The following is a 21,079-nucleotide window of genomic DNA, read 5'->3' on the forward strand; positions in this document are numbered from 1 at the left end:
CGATGATTGATAACAGGAGGCGTTGAGATGAATTCAGTATTCACTTCAACAACAGCAGGCGCACGCGCTGCTGTTCCTTCTGCTGCTCATACAACCTCAACAGCCACAGCTAAGCGCACTCATAAGCGCGCAGCTTGGCCCACAGCAACGAAGTCAGCGTTTTACGCCAACTTTTATGCAGTGGTTGAGGCCACAGGAGCTCTAGTCGAGTAACTTCGAACAGACCCACAAGGGCCTCAAATCCACCAAGGATTTGTAGGTCCTTTTTTATTTTCCTAAAAAAACTAACAAGACAAAAAAGAAAGAAACGAGATAGATCGAAAGGTCTAGAAACAGAGAGAAGAGGTGAGAGCTATGACAGTTCTCTTCAGCGAACTACAGGTACCAGGCTGGGCAGATAACGGCGAAAAGATTGGCTTGAAGGATGTGACTTTCACATATGACAACGCCAAGGCTTTCACCCTGCCATGCCATCTAGCAGACCCTGAGCTCTTCTACTCTGAAACAGACCAGGGAGTTCTCGAGGCTAAGGCGCTCTGCGGAACATGTCCTGTGCGCAACAAGTGTCTTGATGGCGCTCTATCTCGCCAAGAGCCATGCGGCGTATGGGGCGGGCAGTTAATCGAAGATGGCGTCATCATCGAACGCAAGCGTCGTGCTGGACGACCACCACGTCAGGTGATTGCAGCTGCGCGACTTATTGAAAGCCAGATGTAAGAAGAGTTAGAAAGCACATCCACAGAGTGGGTGGCGAGTAATCGCCACCACCTGTGGTTGCCCAAGCCTTTGATAGTCAATGACAGTGATTTTTCCAAAGATCTCGGGCGCTTTGAGAGCTTCTCCTTCTGAAAGTGTGATGGCATCGCAATAAGTAGTTATCTGAGAGGCTGCCAACGCAGCAACTGCGTGAGCTGCAATTTGTGGGTATTCCACTTTCTCAGGCGCTGCCAATGTGCGACTTGAGATAACTCCACTTTGATCACATTCTGCTAATTGTGCACACCGCAAGCATGGCGTCTTTCCCGGAATAACAATCGGCCCTATCTCCGCGCGAGCTGCGCGTGGATGTGGGATATGCATAAATGCTTGTCCATAACTCATCCAGAGAGATAACTTTTCAGGATCGATATCACCACATGCAATTGCAAGATCTGGAGATGATGCCTCATCTAAGTAATTGGCGCTCTTATCAAGAGGAAAGAGTGAGTAATCACGACGAAGATCTTCACGATTTTTGGTGAAGGAGAATCCAAAATCACTTGATGTTATGCCATCGACTCCTAGATCTAGGTCTGCGATAACAGAATTCCTGCTTCTTGCTGCATAGCGGACCTGAGTAAAGCCACTGGTGAGTAAGAGCGTATAGAGCAGTGTGGCAACTCGATTGCTGCCAGAGATTTCAATCAGGTAATTCTGTCTGGCACTTAAGAGCGAAACTCCTCCATCTGTTACGCCATCAATCCACGTGCTCTGTTCAAGTTCAGGTGCAAGGCGATTGTGAAGTTGGATGTATGCACCATCTCTATTGGGCTTACTATTTTTTGTTGCTCGGCTATCGAGCTTTGAAATAAATCGATCGCTGACTGTGATGGAGCCTTGGGAAGTGTCAATCAGTGACTCATGTGCAAGTTCTGTCATCAGGTTATGAACTGCGATGGGGGAGACTCCTGTGATCTGAGAAATATCGTTCTCATCCACTCCACGAGCAAGATGTTCAGCGATGACTTTCTGTTCGCAGGTGTAGATGCGAATTGCTCGCGATGCTGTGCCGAGAAAATACTCCCCGGGTGTTGTTGTGGTAAAAAGTGATATTCCGCGCTTTAACGTTCTCATAGCTGCGCATTGTGGGTGCGCTCTTGTTATGGCAAGCGAGCGCGGATTCGAATCTGTGCAGTAAGCCCTTATTTCTCAACGCGCTGCAGTTGGTCTCTCAACGGGTAGTGAGGGTGAGCTAGTTAAGAAGAGTGGAGAAAAGAAATAACCCCCACCCGTAAAGGGCGAGGGCTATTGCTACGTATGAGTGACGTAAAACTTATTCTGGCTTCTTGCCAAGAATGCGATTTACCTTGGTGCCACACACTGGGCAGATGCCCTGTGCCATGCGACGACCAGAGTCTGAGATCTTTACAGTTCCCTCGAAATCACGCTTGGCTTTGCACTTAACGCAGTAAGCGTCACCCTTGTATGTCTCTACCTCTGCCATTTTTGCCTCCGTTCGACCCATGTGCTTGGCGCTCATGTGTACTGGCTGGAACGATACTCCCGCTCACGCTCAAAACACGCTCTCCACGCGGTGATTGTGCGTGGGGATTTGGACTAGATCTTCTCCAGCTCCGCAGGGGCAAGGAGAGACCTCTCAGCGGCCTCATATCCATCGAGATAGGCACTTGCCAGCTCTGAATCCTCGAATCTGGCCAGCGCTTCCGTGAATTCAGCTCCATGGTCGAAGTATTGAAGGTGGATTGCTTCATGAAAGAGGACGTAATCGAGTGCATAGTCAGGGGCAAGCTTGAGGCGATCTGAGATGCGGATTGAGCGATCAACGCTGGTGCAGGAGCCCCAACGCTCTCTCATCGCCCTCCATGTCACTGAAACAGGTCGTTCAGTGATTTCTGGGGCAAGTTCGGTCAGCAATTGATCGATACGTGCGATCAGGTCAGCCTCTCCCGGGGTCTTGGACTCCTCTTGGCTGCGAATCTTGGCGATCATCTCGGGAACGATGGCTCTCTCGTCAGCTTTACTGAGTCGTGCAGGGATAGAGATGACGATGCGACCACCTTGGCGATAGGCAGAGATGCTCTTTTTACGTCGAGTCGAGCGAATGACAAGGATTTCACCCTCATCGACCCCAGGGAGAGTGACCTCTTCAAATTCTGGCTGAAAGTCTCCAGTAGTCATTGAGGAAATGTATTAGATAAGACAATTATTTATCGAGGTATCGATAAATTTTGACTGAAAATTTTTCTTGTGTCTTAGCCTTTTTCGTTTGATTCTGCTCACTATTCGTCGTACTTTTCGCATACGAAGTCCTCGGATAACCGTTTGATATCAGCAAGGGGAAGGCTGATATCGAAATGTGCGCCCGGGGACTTCGCTTTTCTTTTCCCTTTAGAAGAAGTGGCTTAGAGCAGACCGCTCAGGTCATCTGGAATCTCAGATGACGTTAAGAACTTCTCAGCTTCCAATAATTCTTCGGCGCTGGGCAAAATCCCACTCCAAATCTGATCACGGGCTGCAACATCTTTTGATTCGCGCACCTTCTGCCAGAAAGCGCTCGCCTCTCGTGCAAGTTTGGGAGTTACCTCAAGTCCTAGGAGAGTTTTAAAGAGTTGTTGTGATGGCGCACTTGTTGCTCTCTGTCGCCGATTCATTTCACGAAGCTGAGCAAGTGCAGGAAGTCGCTCACCTGCTGCAAGTGTTGTGACCTCATCAGCCCAACCATCAACAAGTGCAAGTGCTGTCTCTAACTTGGAGAGAGCTGCGCGCTGTGCTGGTGTTTCCTCCGGTGTGAAAATCCCATTATTGAGTGCAATAGTGAAAGAGTTTTCATTGGATTCAGGGTTGCCTTGCGATGGATCAAAGTTCTGCATCGCCTCCTCTGCTTGACGTTGAATTGCTTCCATATCAATGTGAATACCTCGACCGTAATCAACGATGGCGCTGCGAATATAGGAGACAAGCCACGGGTTTGATTCAAAAAGTCTTGCTACAGCTGCTTCGCGCAGTGCATGGAAAAGATAGATCTCTGTCTTTGGTATCTCAAGGTCCTGACTCCACTTCTCAATGTTTTCAGGAATCAACAGTGGGCGCGCAGGGTCCAGAAGGGGTAGCCCCACATCATGAGCACCGGTTGCTGTTGCTGAAATTCCACCTATTGCTTGGCCTAATTGAGTAGCAATGAGAGAACCAATAAAGGTGCGCAGTAAACCTGCGATAGCGCCCATAGGTCCTGCCATCGCTTCACCAGAATCGACATCTTGTGATTGTTGGGCCATCGCATCATCGAGAAGGGATGAGATTGCTGATGAGAGACCTGTGGCAAGTGGCTCCATCGTTGCCTGCCACCCAGCGAGAGTTTCATCTACCCAATCGAGTCGACTGACAGAGCGCTGTGATGAAGTCCCAGAGGTTGCAGGAAAGACTGTTGCTTCATTGAGCCAGAGATCTGCAATTTCAAAGGCGTTATCTACGACAGTGACATCTTTAGTTCCAAGAGGTTGAGATCCTTGAGCTTGCACAAATTTCTTTGCCGTATCACGGACGACTGCTTGAGGAAGTGCATCTTGTGAACCTTGCGCAAAAGATGCAAAGGGGTTGACGAAACCCGCTGGGTTAATTCCAAGTTGTTCAAATTGTTTTTGAATCTGTTCTTGCATCTGACGCATCATCGCATTTAAGTCTTCTGGCTTACCATTTTCTTCATCACCATCATCAGGTGTGAATCCAAAAGGTGACATCAGTTACTCCCTTAAGAAAAGCTAGGCCAGGTTGCGGATGGATTGATTCTATCTACAGGGTGTAACCATCAGAGTGGGCACTTTCTTCCCAGAAGGACTAAGATTTTTACATGCCCCACACCGAATTACTCGCAGGATCAAGCGCCTTCGCAGCCCTTATCTGGTGGGTCGTTCCCGCAGCTGGCCTCATTGGGGCGATCGGTTATGTCATCTGGATCTCAAAATTCAAGTCAAAGTTTGAAACTGAAACTTCTCGCTCAGTGGGGCAATTCCAACGTTTCCAAGATTCCTTCCGCGACACAGAAATTGCTGAGCAACAATCTGTTGAACCAAAGCCCGATAAAGATTCTCTGTTGTAGGTAGTAGTAATCCCACCATGGCGCCTCGTTTCTCTAAGACTCCGCGTTTACTGACTCTCTTCTTCTCACTCTTCTTCCTCATCCCGTTAGTTACACCGGTCAACTTTGTCGTGATCCAACCTGGTGAAGGCACGCCCCTTTTTCCTAAAGTGCTGAAGGTAAAGAGCGCAGATGTTAAGACATATAAGCCCAATGGCCAGGTCTATCTTCTCTCCATTTGGGTCTCTACAGCAGATGCAAAGATTCTTGGAGCTGAAGCAATTGGCTGTTGGGCTCGCGCAGACTGTGTTCTCTTCCCTCGCTCGGCTATATATAAACGAAATACGACATCTGTTAAGGAAGAGAAGATCGCGTTACGTGAGATGAAGCTTTCACAGAGCGATGCAATGGCTGCGACGAAGAATTATCTGAGAAAGAATTTTCCATCGATAGATATCTCCAAGCTCTCTGATAGCTCATTGAAAATTTCCCTTCCCAATACGGGTGGCCCTAGTGGTGGATTGATTTTTACTATTGGTCTCATTGATTTCTTTACACCTGTTGATATTTTGCAGGGACAGAAAGTTGCAGGATCTGGAACTATTGCAGCCGATGGAAAAGTTGGAGCAATTGGTGGCATCTCCGAGAAGATCATTGCTGCCAAGAAGGCTGGCGCCACCGTGCTCTTCGCCTCGCGTGAAAATTGCGGAGAAATTCCGGAGAATGTGAGTGGCATCTCCGTGGTGGCCATTTCCACGCTTGAAGAAGCTATGACATACCTTCGTAAGCCACCTGATTCCAATTTTCGAGGGGTTACAGGTTGCACTAACCTAGGTGCATGAATAGAAATCGCAATCCGCTTGTCATTACCGCAGCAATCTTGGTCGCACTCGGTGCGCTCGTTGCCTACTTCAGTGGCTTCTACATAGATTGGCTTTGGTTCAAATCAGTTGACTTCACAACAGTGTGGTCAACGGTTCTAGTGACAAAGATTCAACTCTTTCTGATTGTTGGTCTCATTACCTCGCTTGTGATTTCTCTCAATATATTCCTCGCATATAAGCGCCGCCCACTCTATGTTCCAACAAGCATCGAAATCAGTGGCCTTGAAAGACTGCGCGCACAAGTAGAACCGATTCGCCAATGGGTATTTCTAGGAATTGTTCTTGCACTTGCTTACTTCGGTGGAACATCAGGAATGGTCTTCTGGCGTGAGTGGATGCTCTTTAAGAACTCAACAGATTTCGGTGTCAAAGATCCTCAATTCGGTCTCGACATCTCATTCTTTGCCTTCCGTCTTCCAATGTGGCAGGCAATTATTGGGTGGGCAATCTCTACCCTCGTTCTTGCAACTCTTGCATCAGCATTTATTCATTACATGTATGGCGGAATCCGTACTCAAGTACAGACAGATCGCACAACAGTTGCAGCTCGCGTGCAGATCTCTGTTCTTCTTGGTCTCATCGTTCTTCTCAAGGCTGTTGCGTATTGGTTTGATCGTTATGCGCTTGCTCTCAAGGAGAGCAGACTCATCACAGGTCTCACCTATACAGATGTCAATGCAACACTTCCCGCCAAAGCGATTCTCTCCGCCATTGCAGTTGTCTGCGCAGTTCTCTTCTTTGCAAATATCATCCGCCGTTCATGGCTGCTTCCAGCTGCCGGAACCGCGCTCCTTGTTGTCTCATCAGTTCTGATTGCAGGTATTTATCCAGGTGCTATTCAGCAGTTCCAGGTGAAGCCATCAGAATCATCAAAGGAAGCCCCATACATCCAGCGCAATATCGATGCGACCCGTGCTGCCTATGACCTCAATGACGTAGTGATGCAGGATTACAACGCAACCTTGTCAACGAGTGCAGGACAGCTCGCAAAGGATGCAGCAACTATTGCAAATATTCGCTTGATGGATCCAAACGTTCTTTCTGCAACATTCCGTCAGCTTCAGCAAATCAAGCCTTACTACACATTCCCAGAGTCACTCGATGTCGATCGTTACACAGTCAATGGAGTATCTCGCGATGCAGTTGTTGCGGTTCGTGAACTCAATATTGATGGCAACCCAAGCCGTAACTGGATTAACGACCACCTTGTCTATACACATGGATTTGGATTCGTAGCTGCATATGGAAATCAAGTTGATGCAGATGGAAAGCCAAACTTCCTTGTTGGCGACCTTCCACCAACAAAGGGGCTCGGAACATTCCAACCTCGCGTTTACTTCGGTGAGAACGTTCCCGATTACTCCATCATTGGCGGCAAGAAGAGCAATGCACCAGTCGAGTTTGACTACCCAGATGACACATCTGCCAATGGGCAGAAGAATTACACCTACACAGGTCAGGGTGGAGTTCCTGTCGGAAGCACCATCAACAAGTTGCTCTTTGCAATCAAGTATGGCGAACAGCGCATCTTGCTCTCTAACTTGATTAACGCAGATTCAAAGATTCTCTACAACCGTTCACCTCGCGAGCGAGTTGCAAAGGTTGCTCCATGGCTCACACTTGATGGAGACCCATATCCAGCAATTGTGGATGGAAAAATCACATGGATTATTGATGGCTACACAACAAGTGCTGGTTACCCTTATTCAAGGTCAACCTCTCTTGCAACAGCTACCAATGATGCACTCACTGCAAACTCTGCATCCATTACTGCTCAATCAAATAGGGCTGTTAATTACATCCGTAACTCAGTGAAGGCAACTGTTGATGCATATGACGGATCAGTTACTTTGTATCAATGGGATACAAAAGATCCTGTTTTGCAGACATGGATGAAGGCATTTCCTAATACGGTCAAGCCAAAGAGCTCTATTTCTAAGGGACTTCTTGAGCACATTCGCTTCCCAGAAGATATGTTCCGCGTTCAACGCGACATCTTGAGTTCGTATCACGTCAAGAGCTCAGCTGCGTTCTATGGTGGACAAGACTTCTGGCGCGTACCTCGTGATCCATCAACATTCGGAGCTAATGCGGGCGCACAACCTCCTTATTACATGACAGTTCAGATGCCAGGTTCTGCAACTCCAGCATTCTCATTGACCACACCATTTGTTCCACGTGGTGGCCGTGAAAACCTTTCTGCATTTGCAGCAGTTAATTCAACAGCAGGTCCTGACTACGGAAAGATCACTGTGTTGCAGCTTCCACGAAGCACCAACATTGCAGGTCCTTCACAGGTAGCATCAAACTTTGAAGCAAAACCAGAGGTCGCAAATGCGCTCTCACTCTTGCGCCAAGGTGGCTCTGATGTAGTTCTAGGAAACCTTCTTACGCTTCCAGTTGGAAATGGTCTGCTCTATGTGCAACCTGTCTATGTTCGTGCAACAGGAAACTCATCTGCATATCCTCTCTTGCAGAAAGTCTTAGTTTCATTCGGCGATGTCATCGGATTTGATAGTTCACTCAAGGGTGCACTTGATCAAGTATTCGGTGGAAACTCCGGAACAATCTCGACTTCAGCAAATCCAACAACATCAAATAGTTCAGCAGATGTTGCAAGTGCACTGCAAAGTGCAAAGCAAGCAATTGCTGATGGACAAGCTGCACTTGCAAAGGGTGATTTCGCTGCATATGGTCGTGCGCAAGATCGACTTAAAGCAGCGATTGCTGCAGCAGTTGCTGCGCAATCACGTAAGTAATTCAGTACAAACTTCACCGATTTGGTAGAAGTACCTGGCTCGCTCTACACTTGCACTTCCGACGCGGGGTGGAGCAGCTCGGTAGCTCGCTGGGCTCATAACCCAGAGGTCGTAGGTTCAAATCCTGCCCCCGCTACCAAAAGATTAAGGCGCCTATATAGGCGCCTTTTTCACTTTATACGCAGTGAATTGGTAACGACAAAGAGGCTACTCATCGCCATCGCAGCGGCTGCATACATCGGCGACATCAAGCCCATCGCAGCGATAGGAAGTCCGATTACGTTATAGGTAAATGCCCAACCGAGATTTACTTTGATGGTGCGCAGGGTGCGCTTGGAAAGTGCAAGTGAATCAATAATGCTCATTAATTGAGGGCGCATGATGGTGATATCTGCTGTCGCAATTGCAGTATCTGTTCCCGTTCCCATAGCGATACTCAGATTTGCCTGAGCAAGGGCTGCTGCATCATTGACGCCATCGCCAACCATCAGCACATGCTTTCCAACCATTTGCAGTGCTGAAATCTTGGCTAATTTTTCTTCAGGTTTTGCAGAAGCGATGATGCGATCGGAGTTAATTCCAACGAGTGCACCAACTTTTGCTGCTGCCTCTGCGTTATCTCCAGTGAGTAGCCACACATCAATATTTCGATTACGAAGCTCTGTAATAGTTGCAGAAGCATCGCCCTTAATGACATCACCTGCGGCAAAGACTGCAATAGCCACGCCATCCCACGCGAGGACGGAGACTGCATGAGAATGTGTCTGCCCATCGCGAATCGCCTGTTGAATTTCAGAATCAAAAGGAACGCAACTATGTGCGACAGAGTCAGGGGAGCCGATAATGACAACAGGTGATTTATCTCCGATGCGCACGCGTCCTGCAACACCTACTCCTGGTGTTTGCGTGAATTCAGTGACCGGCAATTGTTCAGCGCTTCGAGAAATGCAATAAGTAGCTATTGCCTGTGAGACAGGGTGATCGCTCTGACTTTCCAGCGCTAGCGCTGAGGAGAGAACATTCTTCTCAGTGAGAATGGATGCAAATGTTGCGCCCAATACCTTCTGAGGAGATAAAGGAATAGATGCCTGCTGCACCTTCATCGCACCGTCTGTGAGAGTTCCTGTCTTATCGAGAACTACAGTGTCGATGGATTGTGATGCTTCAAGGACTCGTGGATGGCGGATAACAATTCCACGTAGCGCACCACGGCCTGATGCGACGAGAAGCGCAACAGGTGTTGCAAGCCCCAGAGCGCATGGGCATGCAATCACAAGGACTGTGATTGCAGTTGAGATTGAGTATGTCAACGACTTATCGCCTAAGTAATACCAGCCAGCAAATGTTCCAATTGCAAGCACGGTAACGACCGGAACAAAAATAGATGCAATCTTGTCAGCAAGTGCCTGAATAGGAGCCTTGGTACCTTGGGCTGTAACAACCATCGCAGTGATTCGTGCTAGTTCTGTATCGCTACCAATTCGAGTTGCTCGCACAATGATGCGACCATTGTTATTGAGTGCTGATCCAATGACGTTCATACCAGGAGTAATCTCAATTGGTTTTGATTCACCAGTGATGAGTGAGTTATCAACGGTGCTCTGACCTGAGATAACAACACCATCTGTTGCGATTCGAGCACCAGGCTTTACGACAAATTCATCGCCTATAACTAAATGTGAGATTGGAATAAGCACTTCGGTGCCATTGCGAAGGACGGCGACTTCTTTTTCGCCAAGAGCTAAGAGAGTAGAGAGAGCGCTGCCCGCACTTCTCTTTGCGCGAGTTTCAAGGTATCGACCAAGAATGACAAAGAGGAGGACGCCTGCAGCAACTTCGGTGTAGACATCACCTTGGTTTGTATAGGTTGCATAGATTGACCATATATACGCACTCAAAGATCCAAGTGAAATCAGCGTATCCATCGTTGGATGCAAGATGTTTCTTATAGCTGCTCGGTGAATAGGAAAGGCCACAATGAAGATGAGGGGTGCTGTAATTGCAAGTACGAGCCAGGAAGCAAAGAGATGATCGGCATGAGGCGGAAGTGCGATGGAGTAATTGGTAAATAGCTCAATCAACCAATCATTAATGGGTTGATGCCAACTCATCACCATAGAGATTGCAATCGAAGGAACGGCTAAGACAATAGCGAAGAGGAGCGCGCGTGCTGCACCTTTGCGATGCAGTGCTGGATCTGCGCTATCTTTCAACAGAGTTGCGCTATATCCCGCAGATTTGATTTTCTTCATCACAACATCAGGTGAAAGATCTGCAGGTCTGACTATGTGAACGGTCTCTGATGCGAAATTAACTGAGGCTGTGACGCCATCAATCTCATTGAGTGCGCGCTCGATGCTATTGACGCAAGAAGAACAGGTCATGCCTGATACTGCATATGTCTGGACCTGAATATCTTTCATAGTTTTCTCAACCCGCTACTTTAAGAGCGCTTACTACATAGTCGTGAAGTGCTGCATTGGTGGAAAGCCCACTACCCCCGAGTGATCCATCGACTCCGTCAACGTTGGTAAAACGACCACCAGCTTCGCGCACAATAATGTCTAGAGCTGCCATATCCCAGAGAGCAAGTGAAGGTTCGACTGCGATATCGACAGCACCTTCTGCAACCAACATATGTGACCAGAAATCACCGTGTGCTCGTGTGCGCCAAGCCTTATCCAGAAGAGCGCGAAATGGCGCAAGACGTGAGCCCCACCCGATGAAATCGGAGTGAGAAATAGATGCATCTTCAATCTTTGCAATTGAGGAGACGTTAATTCTCTTCGGTACTTCGCCATTTACTCTGACAAAGGCCCCACTACCTTCGAGTGCATACCAACGTCGGAAGAGTGCAGGTGCGCTGACAACTCCAACAATCACGCGCTCAATTCCATCTTCGCCTTTTTCAATCAATCCAATCAGAGTGGCCCATGTGGGAACTCCACGCAAGAAATTCTTTGTGCCATCAATAGGATCGATAACCCAGTAGCGATTCTTCTCTGTTCCTTCAGTACCAAATTCTTCGCCAACGATTCCATCATCTGGGCGGTGTGCATGAAGTAATGAGCGAATTGCATCTTCTGCTGACTTGTCTGCATCTGTCACAGGTGTGTTATCTGGTTTTGTTGTGACGGTGAGATCAATTGCTTGATAACGCGAAAGAGTTATTGCATCTGCCGCATCAGCTAATCGGTGGGCGAGAGCGAGGTCTTCACCACGTCGCGTGCTCATAGTGCGAGTCTACTGCTCGTCGCTCACGGGCTTGACTTCTAAGAGAGAGCGCAAACTTGTGACTCTAATCAATCGTTCACTCTTCAGCGCAGAATCAGATTCAATCCAGGCATTGAGTGCACAGGATGCTTCGTGGTGTGAGCAGTTGGGCATACATGTTTGTATCACCTGATAGATATCAGGAAATGACTCAATGACGCGATCCTTATTGAGGTGAGATAGGCCGAAAGCTCGAATTCCAGGAGTATCAATAATCCAGCCCCCATTGATTAACGGGAGAGCAATTGCACTAGATGAGGTGTGACGACCGCGACCAGTGACATCATTAACATCGCCAGTCATACGTTGTGCCTCCGGTACCAAATCGTTAATCAGCGTTGATTTTCCCACTCCAGAATGGCCAACTAAGACTGAAATCTTCTCATCGAGAATTGCAAGGATTGCCTCAACATCCTTGGTGCGCTCTTCACTCTTTGATGAAGTAGTGATGATTTCAACGCCAAGTGCTGCATACTCTTTAATAAAATCTGGAACTGGTGAAACATCCACCTTGGTAACAACGATGATTGGCTTAATCGATTCATGAAAGGCACTCACCAAAAAGCGATCGATAAGCCCTCGTCGTGGTTCAGGGTTTGCTGACGCAACGACAATGAGTAGTTGATCAATATTGGCAACGATGGTGCGCTCAACGCGGGCAGCATCATCGACTGTGCGACTTAACGAGTTAGTGCGTTCGTTGACGGTAACGATACGAGCAAGAGAGCCCTCGGTTCCTGTCACATCTCCCACGATTTCAACGAGATCACCAACGACGACAGATTTAGGACCTAGTTCGCGAGCTTTCATTGCGGTAATTACTAGCCCATCGTCGGTGACGCATGTTGTGCGACCACGATCTACTGTGGTGACAAATGCAGTAATGGAATCAGAGTGAGATGGTCGATCCTTGGTGCGTCTACGCGTGGTGCGAGAAGGGCGGATACGTGCATCCGATTCGTCGTATTCGCGTGGACTCATAGAACCAAACTATTCCAGAGCCCTGGGAAATCAGTGAGCGTCTTACGTGTTGTTGCAACATTTTCAACAAGAACATCAGGAACGACCAGACCAATGACTGCCCCTGCTGTTGCTAGGCGATGGTCTTCATAGGTATGAAAAGTTCCACCGTGAAGAGGTGCAGGAGTAATGTGAAGAGCAGTCTCTTCTTCAACAACGTTGCCACCAAGTGAGTTAATTTCACGGGTCAGAGCAGCAAGGCGATCTGTTTCATGAAGGCGCAAGTGACCGATTCCGCGCAGATGCGAAGGAGAATCAGCAAGGGCTGCAAGGGCTGCAATAGATGGAGTGAGCTCACCAACATCATGAAGGTCAATATCAATTCCGTGAATTGTTTTGCCACCAGTAAGAGTTAGGCCATCTGCAGTAAATTCAACATGCGCACCCATCTGCGTGAAGATGTCACGGAGTTGATCACCAGGTTGAGTGGTGCTCTCTGGCCAATCAGCGATAGTGATACTTCCACCACAGACCATTGCAATTGATAAGAAAGGTGATGCATTGGAAAGGTCTGGTTCGATGACAAGTTCTTGTCCGCTCAATGTGCCAGGTTCGACTCTCCAGCTTTGTGCTTTCTTATCAACATGTACCACTGCTCCAAAATCTCGAAGCATTTGCACTGTCATATCGATATGAGGCATTGATGGAAGAGGTCCACCGCGATGCTGGGCTGTAATTCCATTTGTCATACTTGGCGCAACAAGGAGAAGAGCCGATAAGAATTGGCTTGAAGCACTTGCATCAATGATGAGCTCGCCGCCAGGGATTAATCCCTTTGCTTTAATCACCATCGGCAGTGAGTAACGACCTTCATGTTCTATCTCGATACCGAGTTCCTCAAGGGCCTTAATCACAGGGCCAAGTGGACGTTCATATGAACGGGCATCGCCATCAAATGAGATATCACCTTGAGCAAGTGCTGCAAGTGGTGGAAGAAAACGCATCACAGTTCCTGCATTTCCAACATCAATCTTCGCCGGCCCACGCAGTGGAGCAGGAGTGACTACCCACCCATCTTTTCCAGTAATGGTTATGCCCATTGCTTGGAGTCCAGCCGACATCAATTCTGAGTCACGTGAAATCAATGGTCTGCGTAGCTTTGATGGTGAATTTGCTTGAGCAGCCAGAATGAGCGCTCTGTTTGTTACTGATTTTGATCCAGGGATGGTGACACGAGAAGTTACTGGCTTTTGTCCGCGAAAAGGCGCGGGCCAGAGTTCGTGTGCAGTCATATGCGAAGTCTAACGGTTCAAGCAGCACGTAGGATTGCCTATATGTGCGGTAGATATGCGCAATCACTTGGCGCCGAGGAGATTGTTGAATCCTTTGATTTAGCTGGCTCGACTCTTGATCAGTCACTTCCTCTTAATTGGAATATCGCTCCCACCAACGATATCTACATCATCCGCAATGAATCTGAGTCTCGCATTCTTGACTCTGCATCGTGGGGGATTATCGCGCCGTGGCAGAAGTCCTTAACTGAAGCGCGAGCATCACAATCACATGCAATAAACGCACGTAGTGAATCAATTCATGAGAAGCCAACTTTTCGACATGCATTTAGAACTTCACGTTGCTTAATTCCTGCAACGGGATATTACGAATGGGCTACATCACTTGGACGATATGCACCTAAGCAACCGTTCTATATTTCTAATGAAGATGGCAACCAACTTTCTATCGCTGGCATTTGGAGTTCATGGCAGAGCGAAAAGGGGCAGGTAATTCAAAGTGCAGCAATCATTACTCGCGAAGCAGTAGGAGAACTTGCAACCATACATAGCCGCATGCCAGTTTTCATGCCGAGTGAGCGATGGAGTGATTGGCTCGATCCACAATCACGCGATATCAATCGCCTGATTAACATGATGAATATTGCCGATCCCGATGCAGGACTGATTGCCACACCCGTATCTTCAAGAGTGAACGTAGTTGCTAACAACGGCCCTGAGCTAATTATTCCCATTGAACTTGGAGCGCCAGAGACTCTATTTTGAGATAACCTAACGGTGATGACATCGAAGGATTTAGTTCTGGAAAGCGCTGCCGATCGCACCACTCGGTTCGAGCGCGATGCTCTCGTGTTCACAAATCAGTTATATGCAGCAGCACTTCGCTATACAAAGAATCCAGAAGATGCACGCGATTTAGTTCAAGATACTTACCTCAAAGCTTTTTCTTCCTTCCATCAATTTGAAGAAGGAACGAATTTACGTGCTTGGCTCTATCGAGTGCTGACAACAACTTTTATCAATACTTACCGTAAAGGTCAGCGTCAACCACAGATTGCCAATAATGAACTGGAAGATTGGCAAGTAGCGCAAGCGCAATCACATACGAGTGATCAAGGAAAGTCAGCAGAGCAAGAAGCTCTAGAGAACTTGCCTGATAGTGATATCAAACGTGCACTTCAAGAAATTCCAGAAGATTTTCGCATCATTGTCTATCTTGCCGATGTTGAAGGCTTCTCTTATAAGGAGATTGCAGAGATTGTTGGCGCGCCAGCCGGAACAGTGATGTCACGTCTTCACCGTGGTCGCAAGCAACTGCGCGAGAAGCTTTCAGATTATGCACGTGAACTCGGTTACTCAACCGATGCTCCTGCTCCAAAGGCTAAGAAGAAAGGGGGCACAGAATGAGTTTCATAGAGATTCAATGCGGAGATGTCTTGGCATCTGTCGTATTCATCGTTGAAGGTGAACTTCAAGAGATTCCACAGGCTGATGCGATCCAATCTCACATCATTACCTGTGCTGCCTGTTCTGCTGAAGTCGAACATGAACGTTTAATGCATCAAATGCTGCAAGATGTCTTGAAGCGCTCATGCGATGAGCAGGCACCCGAGGAACTTCATCAGAGCCTTCACAACCAGCTACGCGCACAGATGGCTGGGGCTGGAGCGACCGAAGTTGTTACTCAGTTCAGCATGACCGAAATTTCTATCGAAATTGATGAGTTTGGAAATGTTGAGCATCGGGAAATTCAAATAGAACAGACTCATATCCAGCACTTTATCGACGACGAGGACTAACCTCTTAAGTATGAAACCAGCTGATGAGGTACTCGGAGCAGTTGGATTCTCCGTCCTCTCAGTTCGTCCAGGAGATACCTGCGTGACGATGGGCGTCTCAGATCTTCCCGTTGTAGCTCCCTCTATCTATCTCTCACTCATGGAGAGCGCATGTGTTGCAGCGCTGATGGAGTATCTGGAATCTGGTGAGACAACTTTTCTTACCCATTCTTCTCTTGAGATAGTGGGATCAGCAGAAGCAGGCGTTGAAATCCGCGCCAATGCACGTGTGATAAATATTGAAGGGCGCGAGCTCACCTTTGAATGCGATGTCTATGACGGTGAACGCCATCTTGCGCAAGCAGAAATAAAAAGAGCGACTGTCGAGCGATTATCTTTCCTCGCTCGCACAGCCGCTCAATCTTTAATTAACTAATTAAGCCTTCTTGGTCTCCCAGAAGATTGCTGCAATTTCGTCGATCTTTGCGATCAAACTATCTGCAACTGCAACATCTTGAGTTCCCTTTGTGCCTGCAGCACCTGCAAGCTTTGTCGCCTCGTTAAAGAGTGAGTGCAACTGTGGGTACTTCTCAAAGTGTGGTGCCTTGAAGTAATCAGTCCAGAGAACCCAGAGGTGCTCCTTAACCTGATGTGAACGCTCTTCTTTAATTGCAACAGAGCGTGAACGGAAATCTGCATCTGGGTTAGCTGCATACTTTTCCATGCATGCCTTAACAGAGAGCGCTTCAATCTTCGCTTGTGCTGGATCGTAGACACCGCAAGGTAGATCGCAGTGTGCGTGGACAGTTATTTTCGGTGTAAGAATGTTTCTCATAAGCGCGAGAGTACTCGAAGCTCTAGAATCCTGCCATGGCAAAGCATGCATCGATGATCATCGAAGGCGATTCCATGGCGCCCACATATAGCGCTGGCGATTGGTTGATGGGGCGATGGGCCAAGTACAAACTCACAGGGTTTAATCGCATCAAAGTAGGTGATGTAATCGTCATCGAACGAGATGAACAACCAGGCATCTTCTATGTGAAGCGCATCAGCGAGACCCGTGCATCTGGTGGCCATATGCCCACAATTTTTGTCTTAAGCGATAACGAGGCGGGCACCGATTCACGTACCTGGGGCTGGCTCCCAATCACTGCAGTGCGCGCAAAAATTCAATTCAGAATGAAGCGCGGAAAGTAATTTAAAGGCTAGCGAGCTTCTCTTTAACTGCAATGACAGATGGATTGGTGAGAGCTGCACCATCTGAGAAGAGAAGTGTAGGAACGACGCGGTTTCCGCCATTTACCTTCTCAACAAATGATGCATAGTTCATCTCTTGCTCAACATTGATTTCTCGGAATGTAATTCCATTTTCATCAAGCTGACTTTTGAGGCGCTTGCAATATCCACACCAGTCGGTGCTAAACATGACAAACTCTTGTCCAGTTAATCCGAGCTCTTGAACTTCAGCGCTCATCGAGTAAATGCCTCATCCATTAATGCCTTTGCCTCATCCTCGTGCAAGTGGTGATTACCAGTTGCAGGGGATGCGGATGCTCGACGAGAAATGCGACGGAGAACACGAGAATCGACGGCAGTGCCACCAATTACTTCAGTCGTGCTGAGTGCGACGTGTGGCCATGCACCTTGATAAGCAGGCTCATCTTGAACCCAGAGCAAGTTAGCATTTGGATGCTTCTTCGCTTCAACTTCCATTTGTGCAACAGGAAGTGGGTAAAGGCGCTCAACACGAACAATCGCAGTGCTGCTGTCATTAAGACGTGTGCGCTCTGCAACAAGATCGTGATAAACCTTTCCTGAACAGAAGATTAAGCGTGATGCGTTATTGACAGTTGAATCACCAATAACAGGCAGGAACGTTCCTGAAGTGAAGTCACTGATGGATGATGCAGCAGCTTTCAGACGCAACATCGACTTCGGTGTGAAGACAACCATTGGACGTCGCTTTGGATTGGCTGCATGAAAGCGCAGCAAGTGGAAGTAAGAAGCAGGAGTTGAAGGCTGAGCAACAGTCATATTCTTTTCAGCACAGAGCGCCAGGAAGCGCTCAATGCGAGCGGAAGAGTGATCTGGTCCTTGGCCTTCATAACCGTGAGGCAACAAGAGCACTACAGATGAACGCTCACCCCACTTTTGTAGTGCAGAAGATATGAATTCATCGATGATTGTCTGTGCTCCGTTGGCGAAGTCACCGAACTGACCTTCCCACAAGACGAGAGCTTCATCGCGGACTACTGAGTATCCGTATTCAAAGCCCATGGCGGCATATTCGCTGAGCAATGAGTCGACAACAAAGAATTGATTTGCATCTGAGATGAGCGAGCGAAGTGGCGTCCACTCGCTTCCATTCTCTTTATCAATGATTACTGCGTGGCGATTCGAGAATGTTCCACGACGTGAATCTTGTCCTGCAAGGCGAATTGGTCGACCTTCCTTAAGAAGGGAGCCGAATGCAAGCATTTCACCTGTTGACCAGTCAATGGTTCCATCGTTAATTGACTCTGCACGCTTTTGTAGCTGTGGCAAAAGCTTAGGATGCACATGGAATCCTTCTGGAACTGCAACTTGTGTAGCTGCAATCTCGCGGATGAGCTGCTCAGAGATGAATGTAGGAACATCCTCTGCATTAGGAACAATTGGTGGAACAAAGTTTGGATCATGCTCTTCTTGGTAGTTGGCAACGGATGCGAAGACTTCTTCAAGTTGAGCCTGGTAATCACGTGCGATCTCTTCAGCTTCAACAGGTGTGATATCTCCACGCCCAACAAGTGCTTCTGTATAGAGAGTACGAGTCGTGCGTTTTTCATCGATGAGCTTATACATGAGAGGTTGAGTAAAGCTTGGTTCGTCACCTTCGTTATGGCCGCGACGTCGGTAGCAGACCATATCGATTACTACATCTTTATTAAATTCCTGACGATATTCAAATGCAAGATGTGCAACGCGAACACAGGCTTCAGGATCATCTCCATTAACGTGGAAGATAGGGGCTTCAATCATCTTTGCAACATCTGTGCAGTAACGAGCAGTGCGAGAAGCAACAGGTGAAGTTGTAAATCCGACTTGGTTATTGACGACAATGTGAATAGTTCCACCAGTGCGATATCCCGGAAGTCCAGCTAGCTGCATGGTTTCAGCATTCACGCCTTGCCCCGCAAAGGATGCATCACCGTGGAGAAGAATTGGAAGAACGCTGTATGCACCCTTGGTATTGAGGCGATCTTGCTTAGCGCGCACAATGCCTTCAAGCACTGGGTTAACTGCTTCAAGGTGTGAAGGATTTGCTGCTAGATAAATCTTTGTCTTAGCTCCTGATTCGGCAGTGAAGACACCTTCAGTACCTAAGTGGTACTTCACGTCTCCTGAACCATGAACTTGGTTCTCGGCATAGTGGCCTTGGAATTCCTGGAAGATCTGGCCGACTGGCTTACCTGCAATATTTGCAAGCATATTGAGACGACCGCGGTGTGGCATACCGATACACACTTCATCAAGCCCTCGTTCTGCTGCTGCAGAGACAATTGCATCTGTAAGTGGAATAACTGATTCGCCACCTTCGAGTGAGAATCGCTTTTGTCCAACGAATTTTGTTTGCAAGAAAGATTCAAATGCCTCTGCGCTATTGAGTTTACGCAAGATTCGAAGCTGCTCTTCGCGTTCAATGGAAGGCAATCCCACTTCAATATGTTCTTGCATCCACTTACGTTCTGCAGGTTCTGAGATATGCATGTACTCAACACCGATAGAGCGGCAGTAAGAGTCACGAAGAATTCCAAGAATTTTACGAAGTGGAAGGAACTTCTTTCCACCAAACCCACCTGTTGCAAATTCGCGATCGAGATCCCACAAAGTGAGTCCGTGAGTCACAACATCGAGATCTGGATGTGTGCGTTGTGCGTAGACAAGTGGATCGATATCTGCCATGAGGTGGCCCCAGATGCGATATGCCTGAATAAGTTGTTGCACGCGCGCTGTCTTATCAATTTCTTCATCTTTTGTTACTGCAAAGTCAACTGCCCAGCGAATAGGCTCGTATGGAATTCGAAGTGCGGTAAAGATTTCATCATAGAAGTGATCGGCACCGAGTAAGAATTCGTGAATACGACGTAAGAAATCACCTGATTGAGCACCCTGAATAACACGGTGGTCATATGTACTGGTGAGCGTTACGACCTTACTAATTGCCATGCGAGCAAGGGTCTCTTCATTTGAACCGTGGAATTCTGCTGGGTAATCGAGTGCACCAACTCCCATGATCAGGCCCTGGCCTTGAACTAGGCGTGGAACAGAGTGAACAGTTCCGATTGTTCCTGGGTTTGTTAGTGAAACGGTTGTTCCTGCGTAATCCTCAACAGTCAGAGTTCCGCTACGTGCCTTCTTCACAATTGCTTCATAGGCAACCCAGAAATGGCCGAAATCAAGTTCTTCACAACCCTTGATTGATGGAACAAGTAGTTGACGAGTTCCATCTGGCTTTGCCAAGTCGATGGCAATACCTAAATTGATATGTTCTGGTTTTCCAAGAGCTGGCTTTCCTTCGAGTTCTCCGTAGAAAGCATTCATCTCTGGCATGGCACGAAGTGCTTTGATCATGGCGTAGGCGATGAGATGAGTAAATGAAACTTTTCCGCCTCGTGTGCGCTTAAGGTGATTATTAATAACAATGCGGTTATCAATCATCAACTTTGCAGGAATTGCTCGCACTGATGTTGCTGTTGGAACAGTCAGCGATGCTTCCATGCTCTGCACAACACGAGCTGGCACTCCACGAATTGGTTCTAGCGTTGACGCGCTCTGTGTTGCAAGAGTTGGAATAGGTTTTGCAATTGGCTGTGCTGGGGTTGCAGGAGCTGCGTTGACGTTACGAACAACAGGTTGTGTCTGCGCGGGTGTGGCAACAACAGGGGCTGCAGGAGTTGGCGCAACAGGTGTAGTCCCTGTCATTGAAATATTTGGTGGAGTTACTGTCTTCGGAGTTGGCGGAGTTCCACCTTTAGGAGCGCCTGCAACGGGTGCGGTAGGAGTACCTGCTTGAGGATTATTTTGGAAGTGGACTACCCATTCAGGTGGAACGGAGGTTGGATCGGCTTGATATCGCTCGAACATTTCTTCGACGAGCCAATCATTTGCGCCGAAGTCCTGACCTGATTGCGACACTGAGCGCCCCTTTGCAAATTCCAGTATTTTTCAGGCTAAGACTATCGGCTGTGAGCGCATGAGTTAAATGGCGTAATGGGCCAGATATCGCGAGATTGCGCACATTTTCAAGGGTTACAACCCAACCTTCACCTTCGAAAGGCGAGGTATCCCAAATTTT

At 47.9% G+C, this 21,079-nt stretch carries 21 protein-coding genes and 1 tRNA gene; 11 read left to right on the forward strand and 11 right to left on the reverse strand.

Annotation, left to right across the window (positions count from 1 at the left end; translation table 11 throughout):
• The first annotated feature begins 27 nt into the window (after window positions 1-27).
• Both A1sIIA65_RS00850 and A1sIIA65_RS00855 read left to right on the forward strand, forming a co-directional pair.
• Window positions 28-213, forward strand: a complete 186-nt coding sequence (locus A1sIIA65_RS00850; RefSeq protein ID WP_095675728.1) for a hypothetical protein — start codon at window positions 28-30, stop codon at window positions 211-213.
• A 141-nt stretch (window positions 214-354) separates the two neighbouring features.
• On the forward strand, window positions 355-717 hold the full coding sequence (locus A1sIIA65_RS00855) for a WhiB family transcriptional regulator (protein WP_095675729.1): 363 nt from the start codon (window positions 355-357) through the stop codon (window positions 715-717).
• Between the two features lie 6 nt (window positions 718-723).
• Here A1sIIA65_RS00855 and A1sIIA65_RS00860 read toward each other — a convergent pair whose 3' ends face one another.
• The 4 genes from A1sIIA65_RS00860 to A1sIIA65_RS00875 form a co-directional block, all read right to left on the reverse strand.
• Window positions 724-1,833 carry a hypothetical protein gene (locus A1sIIA65_RS00860; RefSeq protein WP_095675730.1) on the reverse strand — a complete coding sequence of 370 codons (1,110 nt, stop codon included), beginning with the start codon at window positions 1,831-1,833 and terminating at the stop codon, window positions 724-726.
• A 199-nt stretch (window positions 1,834-2,032) separates the two neighbouring features.
• Window positions 2,033-2,203, reverse strand: a complete 171-nt coding sequence (locus A1sIIA65_RS06990; protein WP_095676810.1) for a DUF5679 domain-containing protein — start codon at window positions 2,201-2,203, stop codon at window positions 2,033-2,035.
• Window positions 2,204-2,316: 113 nt separating this feature from the next.
• On the reverse strand, window positions 2,317-2,898 hold the full coding sequence (locus A1sIIA65_RS00870; protein ID WP_095675731.1) for a M48 metallopeptidase family protein: 582 nt from the start codon (window positions 2,896-2,898) through the stop codon (window positions 2,317-2,319).
• 224 nt (window positions 2,899-3,122) lie between these two features.
• Entirely contained in the window at window positions 3,123-4,457 is a 1,335-nt protein-coding gene (locus A1sIIA65_RS00875) for a zinc-dependent metalloprotease (protein WP_095675732.1), read from the reverse strand.
• 110 nt (window positions 4,458-4,567) lie between these two features.
• On the opposite strand from A1sIIA65_RS00875, the gene A1sIIA65_RS00880 reads away from it, so the two are divergent.
• The 4 genes from A1sIIA65_RS00880 to A1sIIA65_RS00895 all read left to right on the forward strand — a co-directional run bounded on the left by A1sIIA65_RS00880 (window position 4,568) and on the right by A1sIIA65_RS00895 (window position 8,577).
• Window positions 4,568-4,816 carry a hypothetical protein gene (locus A1sIIA65_RS00880; RefSeq protein WP_095675733.1) on the forward strand — a complete coding sequence of 83 codons (249 nt, stop codon included), beginning with the start codon at window positions 4,568-4,570 and terminating at the stop codon, window positions 4,814-4,816.
• A 17-nt stretch (window positions 4,817-4,833) separates the two neighbouring features.
• Window positions 4,834-5,637, forward strand: a complete 804-nt coding sequence (locus tag A1sIIA65_RS00885; RefSeq protein WP_095675734.1) for a S16 family serine protease — start codon at window positions 4,834-4,836, stop codon at window positions 5,635-5,637.
• On the forward strand, window positions 5,634-8,438 hold the full coding sequence (locus A1sIIA65_RS00890; protein ID WP_095675735.1) for a UPF0182 family membrane protein: 2,805 nt from the start codon (window positions 5,634-5,636) through the stop codon (window positions 8,436-8,438). Before A1sIIA65_RS00885 ends, A1sIIA65_RS00890 begins: the two co-directional genes overlap by 4 nt.
• Before the next feature lie 62 nt (window positions 8,439-8,500).
• Window positions 8,501-8,577: transfer RNA gene (locus A1sIIA65_RS00895), tRNA-Met, on the forward strand.
• 31 nt (window positions 8,578-8,608) lie between these two features.
• Here the strand turns inward: A1sIIA65_RS00895 and A1sIIA65_RS00900 are convergent.
• Genes A1sIIA65_RS00900 through aroA form a run of 4 tightly spaced genes read right to left on the reverse strand, consistent with a single transcriptional unit; the run spans window position 8,609 to window position 13,963 of the window.
• Complete coding sequence (locus A1sIIA65_RS00900; protein ID WP_095675736.1) at window positions 8,609-10,861, reverse strand: heavy metal translocating P-type ATPase; 2,253 nt, start codon at window positions 10,859-10,861, stop codon at window positions 8,609-8,611.
• A 7-nt stretch (window positions 10,862-10,868) separates the two neighbouring features.
• The gene (locus A1sIIA65_RS00905; RefSeq protein WP_095675737.1) at window positions 10,869-11,672 is read right to left on the reverse strand and encodes an inositol monophosphatase family protein; all 804 of its coding nucleotides are present in this window, start codon (window positions 11,670-11,672) and stop codon (window positions 10,869-10,871) included.
• 9 nt (window positions 11,673-11,681) lie between these two features.
• Window positions 11,682-12,692: a ribosome small subunit-dependent GTPase A gene (gene rsgA, locus A1sIIA65_RS00910; protein WP_095675738.1), complete on the reverse strand. Its 1,011-nt coding sequence runs from the start codon at window positions 12,690-12,692 to the stop codon at window positions 11,682-11,684.
• On the reverse strand, window positions 12,689-13,963 hold the full coding sequence (aroA, locus tag A1sIIA65_RS00915; RefSeq protein WP_095675739.1) for a 3-phosphoshikimate 1-carboxyvinyltransferase: 1,275 nt from the start codon (window positions 13,961-13,963) through the stop codon (window positions 12,689-12,691). Before aroA ends, rsgA begins: the two co-directional genes overlap by 4 nt.
• Here aroA and A1sIIA65_RS00920 point away from each other — a divergent pair, their 5' ends adjacent.
• The 4 genes from A1sIIA65_RS00920 to A1sIIA65_RS00935 are packed head-to-tail and all read left to right on the forward strand — an operon-like array spanning window position 13,964 to window position 16,177.
• The gene (locus A1sIIA65_RS00920; protein ID WP_223298055.1) at window positions 13,964-14,728 is read left to right on the forward strand and encodes an SOS response-associated peptidase; all 765 of its coding nucleotides are present in this window, start codon (window positions 13,964-13,966) and stop codon (window positions 14,726-14,728) included.
• A gap of 15 nt (window positions 14,729-14,743) precedes the next feature.
• Window positions 14,744-15,370, forward strand: coding sequence for a sigma-70 family RNA polymerase sigma factor (locus A1sIIA65_RS00925; RefSeq protein WP_095675741.1), 627 nt, complete (start codon window positions 14,744-14,746; stop codon window positions 15,368-15,370).
• The gene (locus A1sIIA65_RS00930) at window positions 15,367-15,762 is read left to right on the forward strand and encodes an anti-sigma factor family protein (protein WP_095675742.1); all 396 of its coding nucleotides are present in this window, start codon (window positions 15,367-15,369) and stop codon (window positions 15,760-15,762) included. Before A1sIIA65_RS00925 ends, A1sIIA65_RS00930 begins: the two co-directional genes overlap by 4 nt.
• Before the next feature lie 10 nt (window positions 15,763-15,772).
• Window positions 15,773-16,177 (forward strand): thioesterase family protein, encoded by a 405-nt coding sequence (locus tag A1sIIA65_RS00935; protein ID WP_095675743.1) that lies wholly within the window; start codon window positions 15,773-15,775, stop codon window positions 16,175-16,177.
• Here the strand turns inward: A1sIIA65_RS00935 and sodN are convergent, their stop codons facing one another.
• Complete coding sequence (gene sodN, locus A1sIIA65_RS00940; protein ID WP_017954721.1) at window positions 16,178-16,576, reverse strand: superoxide dismutase, Ni; 399 nt, start codon at window positions 16,574-16,576, stop codon at window positions 16,178-16,180.
• Between the two features lie 35 nt (window positions 16,577-16,611).
• Here sodN and A1sIIA65_RS00945 point away from each other — a divergent pair, with 35 nt between their 5' ends.
• Window positions 16,612-16,941, forward strand: coding sequence for a S26 family signal peptidase (locus A1sIIA65_RS00945; RefSeq protein WP_095675744.1), 330 nt, complete (start codon window positions 16,612-16,614; stop codon window positions 16,939-16,941).
• 1 nt (window position 16,942) lies between these two features.
• On the opposite strand, the gene A1sIIA65_RS00950 is transcribed toward A1sIIA65_RS00945, so the two are convergent.
• Complete coding sequence (locus A1sIIA65_RS00950; protein ID WP_095675745.1) at window positions 16,943-17,218, reverse strand: mycoredoxin; 276 nt, start codon at window positions 17,216-17,218, stop codon at window positions 16,943-16,945.
• A complete protein-coding gene (locus tag A1sIIA65_RS00955; protein WP_095675746.1) occupies window positions 17,215-20,919 on the reverse strand; it encodes a multifunctional oxoglutarate decarboxylase/oxoglutarate dehydrogenase thiamine pyrophosphate-binding subunit/dihydrolipoyllysine-residue succinyltransferase subunit in 3,705 nt (1,234 codons plus the stop codon). Before A1sIIA65_RS00955 ends, A1sIIA65_RS00950 begins: the two co-directional genes overlap by 4 nt.
• Window positions 20,920-21,079: the final 160 nt, after the last annotated feature.

Source organism: Candidatus Planktophila dulcis (assembly GCF_002288225.1).
Taxonomy (GTDB): Bacteria; Actinomycetota; Actinomycetes; order Nanopelagicales; family Nanopelagicaceae; genus Planktophila; species Planktophila dulcis.

Excerpts from the sequence above, each read along its gene's own strand:
- A1sIIA65_RS00885 (WP_095675734.1), top strand. The coding sequence starts at position 4,834 with ATGGCGCCTCGTTTCTCTAAGACTCCGCGTTTACTGACTCTCTTCTTC.
- A1sIIA65_RS00925 (WP_095675741.1), top strand. The coding sequence starts at position 14,744 with ATGACATCGAAGGATTTAGTTCTGGAAAGCGCTGCCGATCGCACCACT.
- A1sIIA65_RS00945 (WP_095675744.1), top strand. The coding sequence starts at position 16,612 with ATGGCAAAGCATGCATCGATGATCATCGAAGGCGATTCCATGGCGCCC.
- A1sIIA65_RS00870 (WP_095675731.1), bottom strand. The coding sequence starts at position 2,898 with ATGACTACTGGAGACTTTCAGCCAGAATTTGAAGAGGTCACTCTCCCT.
- A1sIIA65_RS00860 (WP_095675730.1), bottom strand. The coding sequence starts at position 1,833 with ATGAGAACGTTAAAGCGCGGAATATCACTTTTTACCACAACAACACCC.
- A1sIIA65_RS00930 (WP_095675742.1), top strand. The coding sequence starts at position 15,367 with ATGAGTTTCATAGAGATTCAATGCGGAGATGTCTTGGCATCTGTCGTA.
- A1sIIA65_RS00850 (WP_095675728.1), top strand. The coding sequence starts at position 28 with ATGAATTCAGTATTCACTTCAACAACAGCAGGCGCACGCGCTGCTGTT.
- A1sIIA65_RS00905 (WP_095675737.1), bottom strand. The coding sequence starts at position 11,672 with ATGAGCACGCGACGTGGTGAAGACCTCGCTCTCGCCCACCGATTAGCT.
- sodN (WP_017954721.1), bottom strand. The coding sequence starts at position 16,576 with ATGAGAAACATTCTTACACCGAAAATAACTGTCCACGCACACTGCGAT.
- A1sIIA65_RS00935 (WP_095675743.1), top strand. The coding sequence starts at position 15,773 with ATGAAACCAGCTGATGAGGTACTCGGAGCAGTTGGATTCTCCGTCCTC.
- A1sIIA65_RS00900 (WP_095675736.1), bottom strand. The coding sequence starts at position 10,861 with ATGAAAGATATTCAGGTCCAGACATATGCAGTATCAGGCATGACCTGT.
- aroA (WP_095675739.1), bottom strand. The coding sequence starts at position 13,963 with ATGACTGCACACGAACTCTGGCCCGCGCCTTTTCGCGGACAAAAGCCA.
- A1sIIA65_RS06990 (WP_095676810.1), bottom strand. The coding sequence starts at position 2,203 with ATGGCAGAGGTAGAGACATACAAGGGTGACGCTTACTGCGTTAAGTGC.
- A1sIIA65_RS00875 (WP_095675732.1), bottom strand. The coding sequence starts at position 4,457 with ATGTCACCTTTTGGATTCACACCTGATGATGGTGATGAAGAAAATGGT.
- rsgA (WP_095675738.1), bottom strand. The coding sequence starts at position 12,692 with ATGAGTCCACGCGAATACGACGAATCGGATGCACGTATCCGCCCTTCT.
- A1sIIA65_RS00920 (WP_223298055.1), top strand. The coding sequence starts at position 13,964 with ATGCGAAGTCTAACGGTTCAAGCAGCACGTAGGATTGCCTATATGTGC.
- A1sIIA65_RS00890 (WP_095675735.1), top strand. The coding sequence starts at position 5,634 with ATGAATAGAAATCGCAATCCGCTTGTCATTACCGCAGCAATCTTGGTC.
- A1sIIA65_RS00880 (WP_095675733.1), top strand. The coding sequence starts at position 4,568 with ATGCCCCACACCGAATTACTCGCAGGATCAAGCGCCTTCGCAGCCCTT.
- A1sIIA65_RS00855 (WP_095675729.1), top strand. The coding sequence starts at position 355 with ATGACAGTTCTCTTCAGCGAACTACAGGTACCAGGCTGGGCAGATAAC.
- A1sIIA65_RS00950 (WP_095675745.1), bottom strand. The coding sequence starts at position 17,218 with ATGAGCGCTGAAGTTCAAGAGCTCGGATTAACTGGACAAGAGTTTGTC.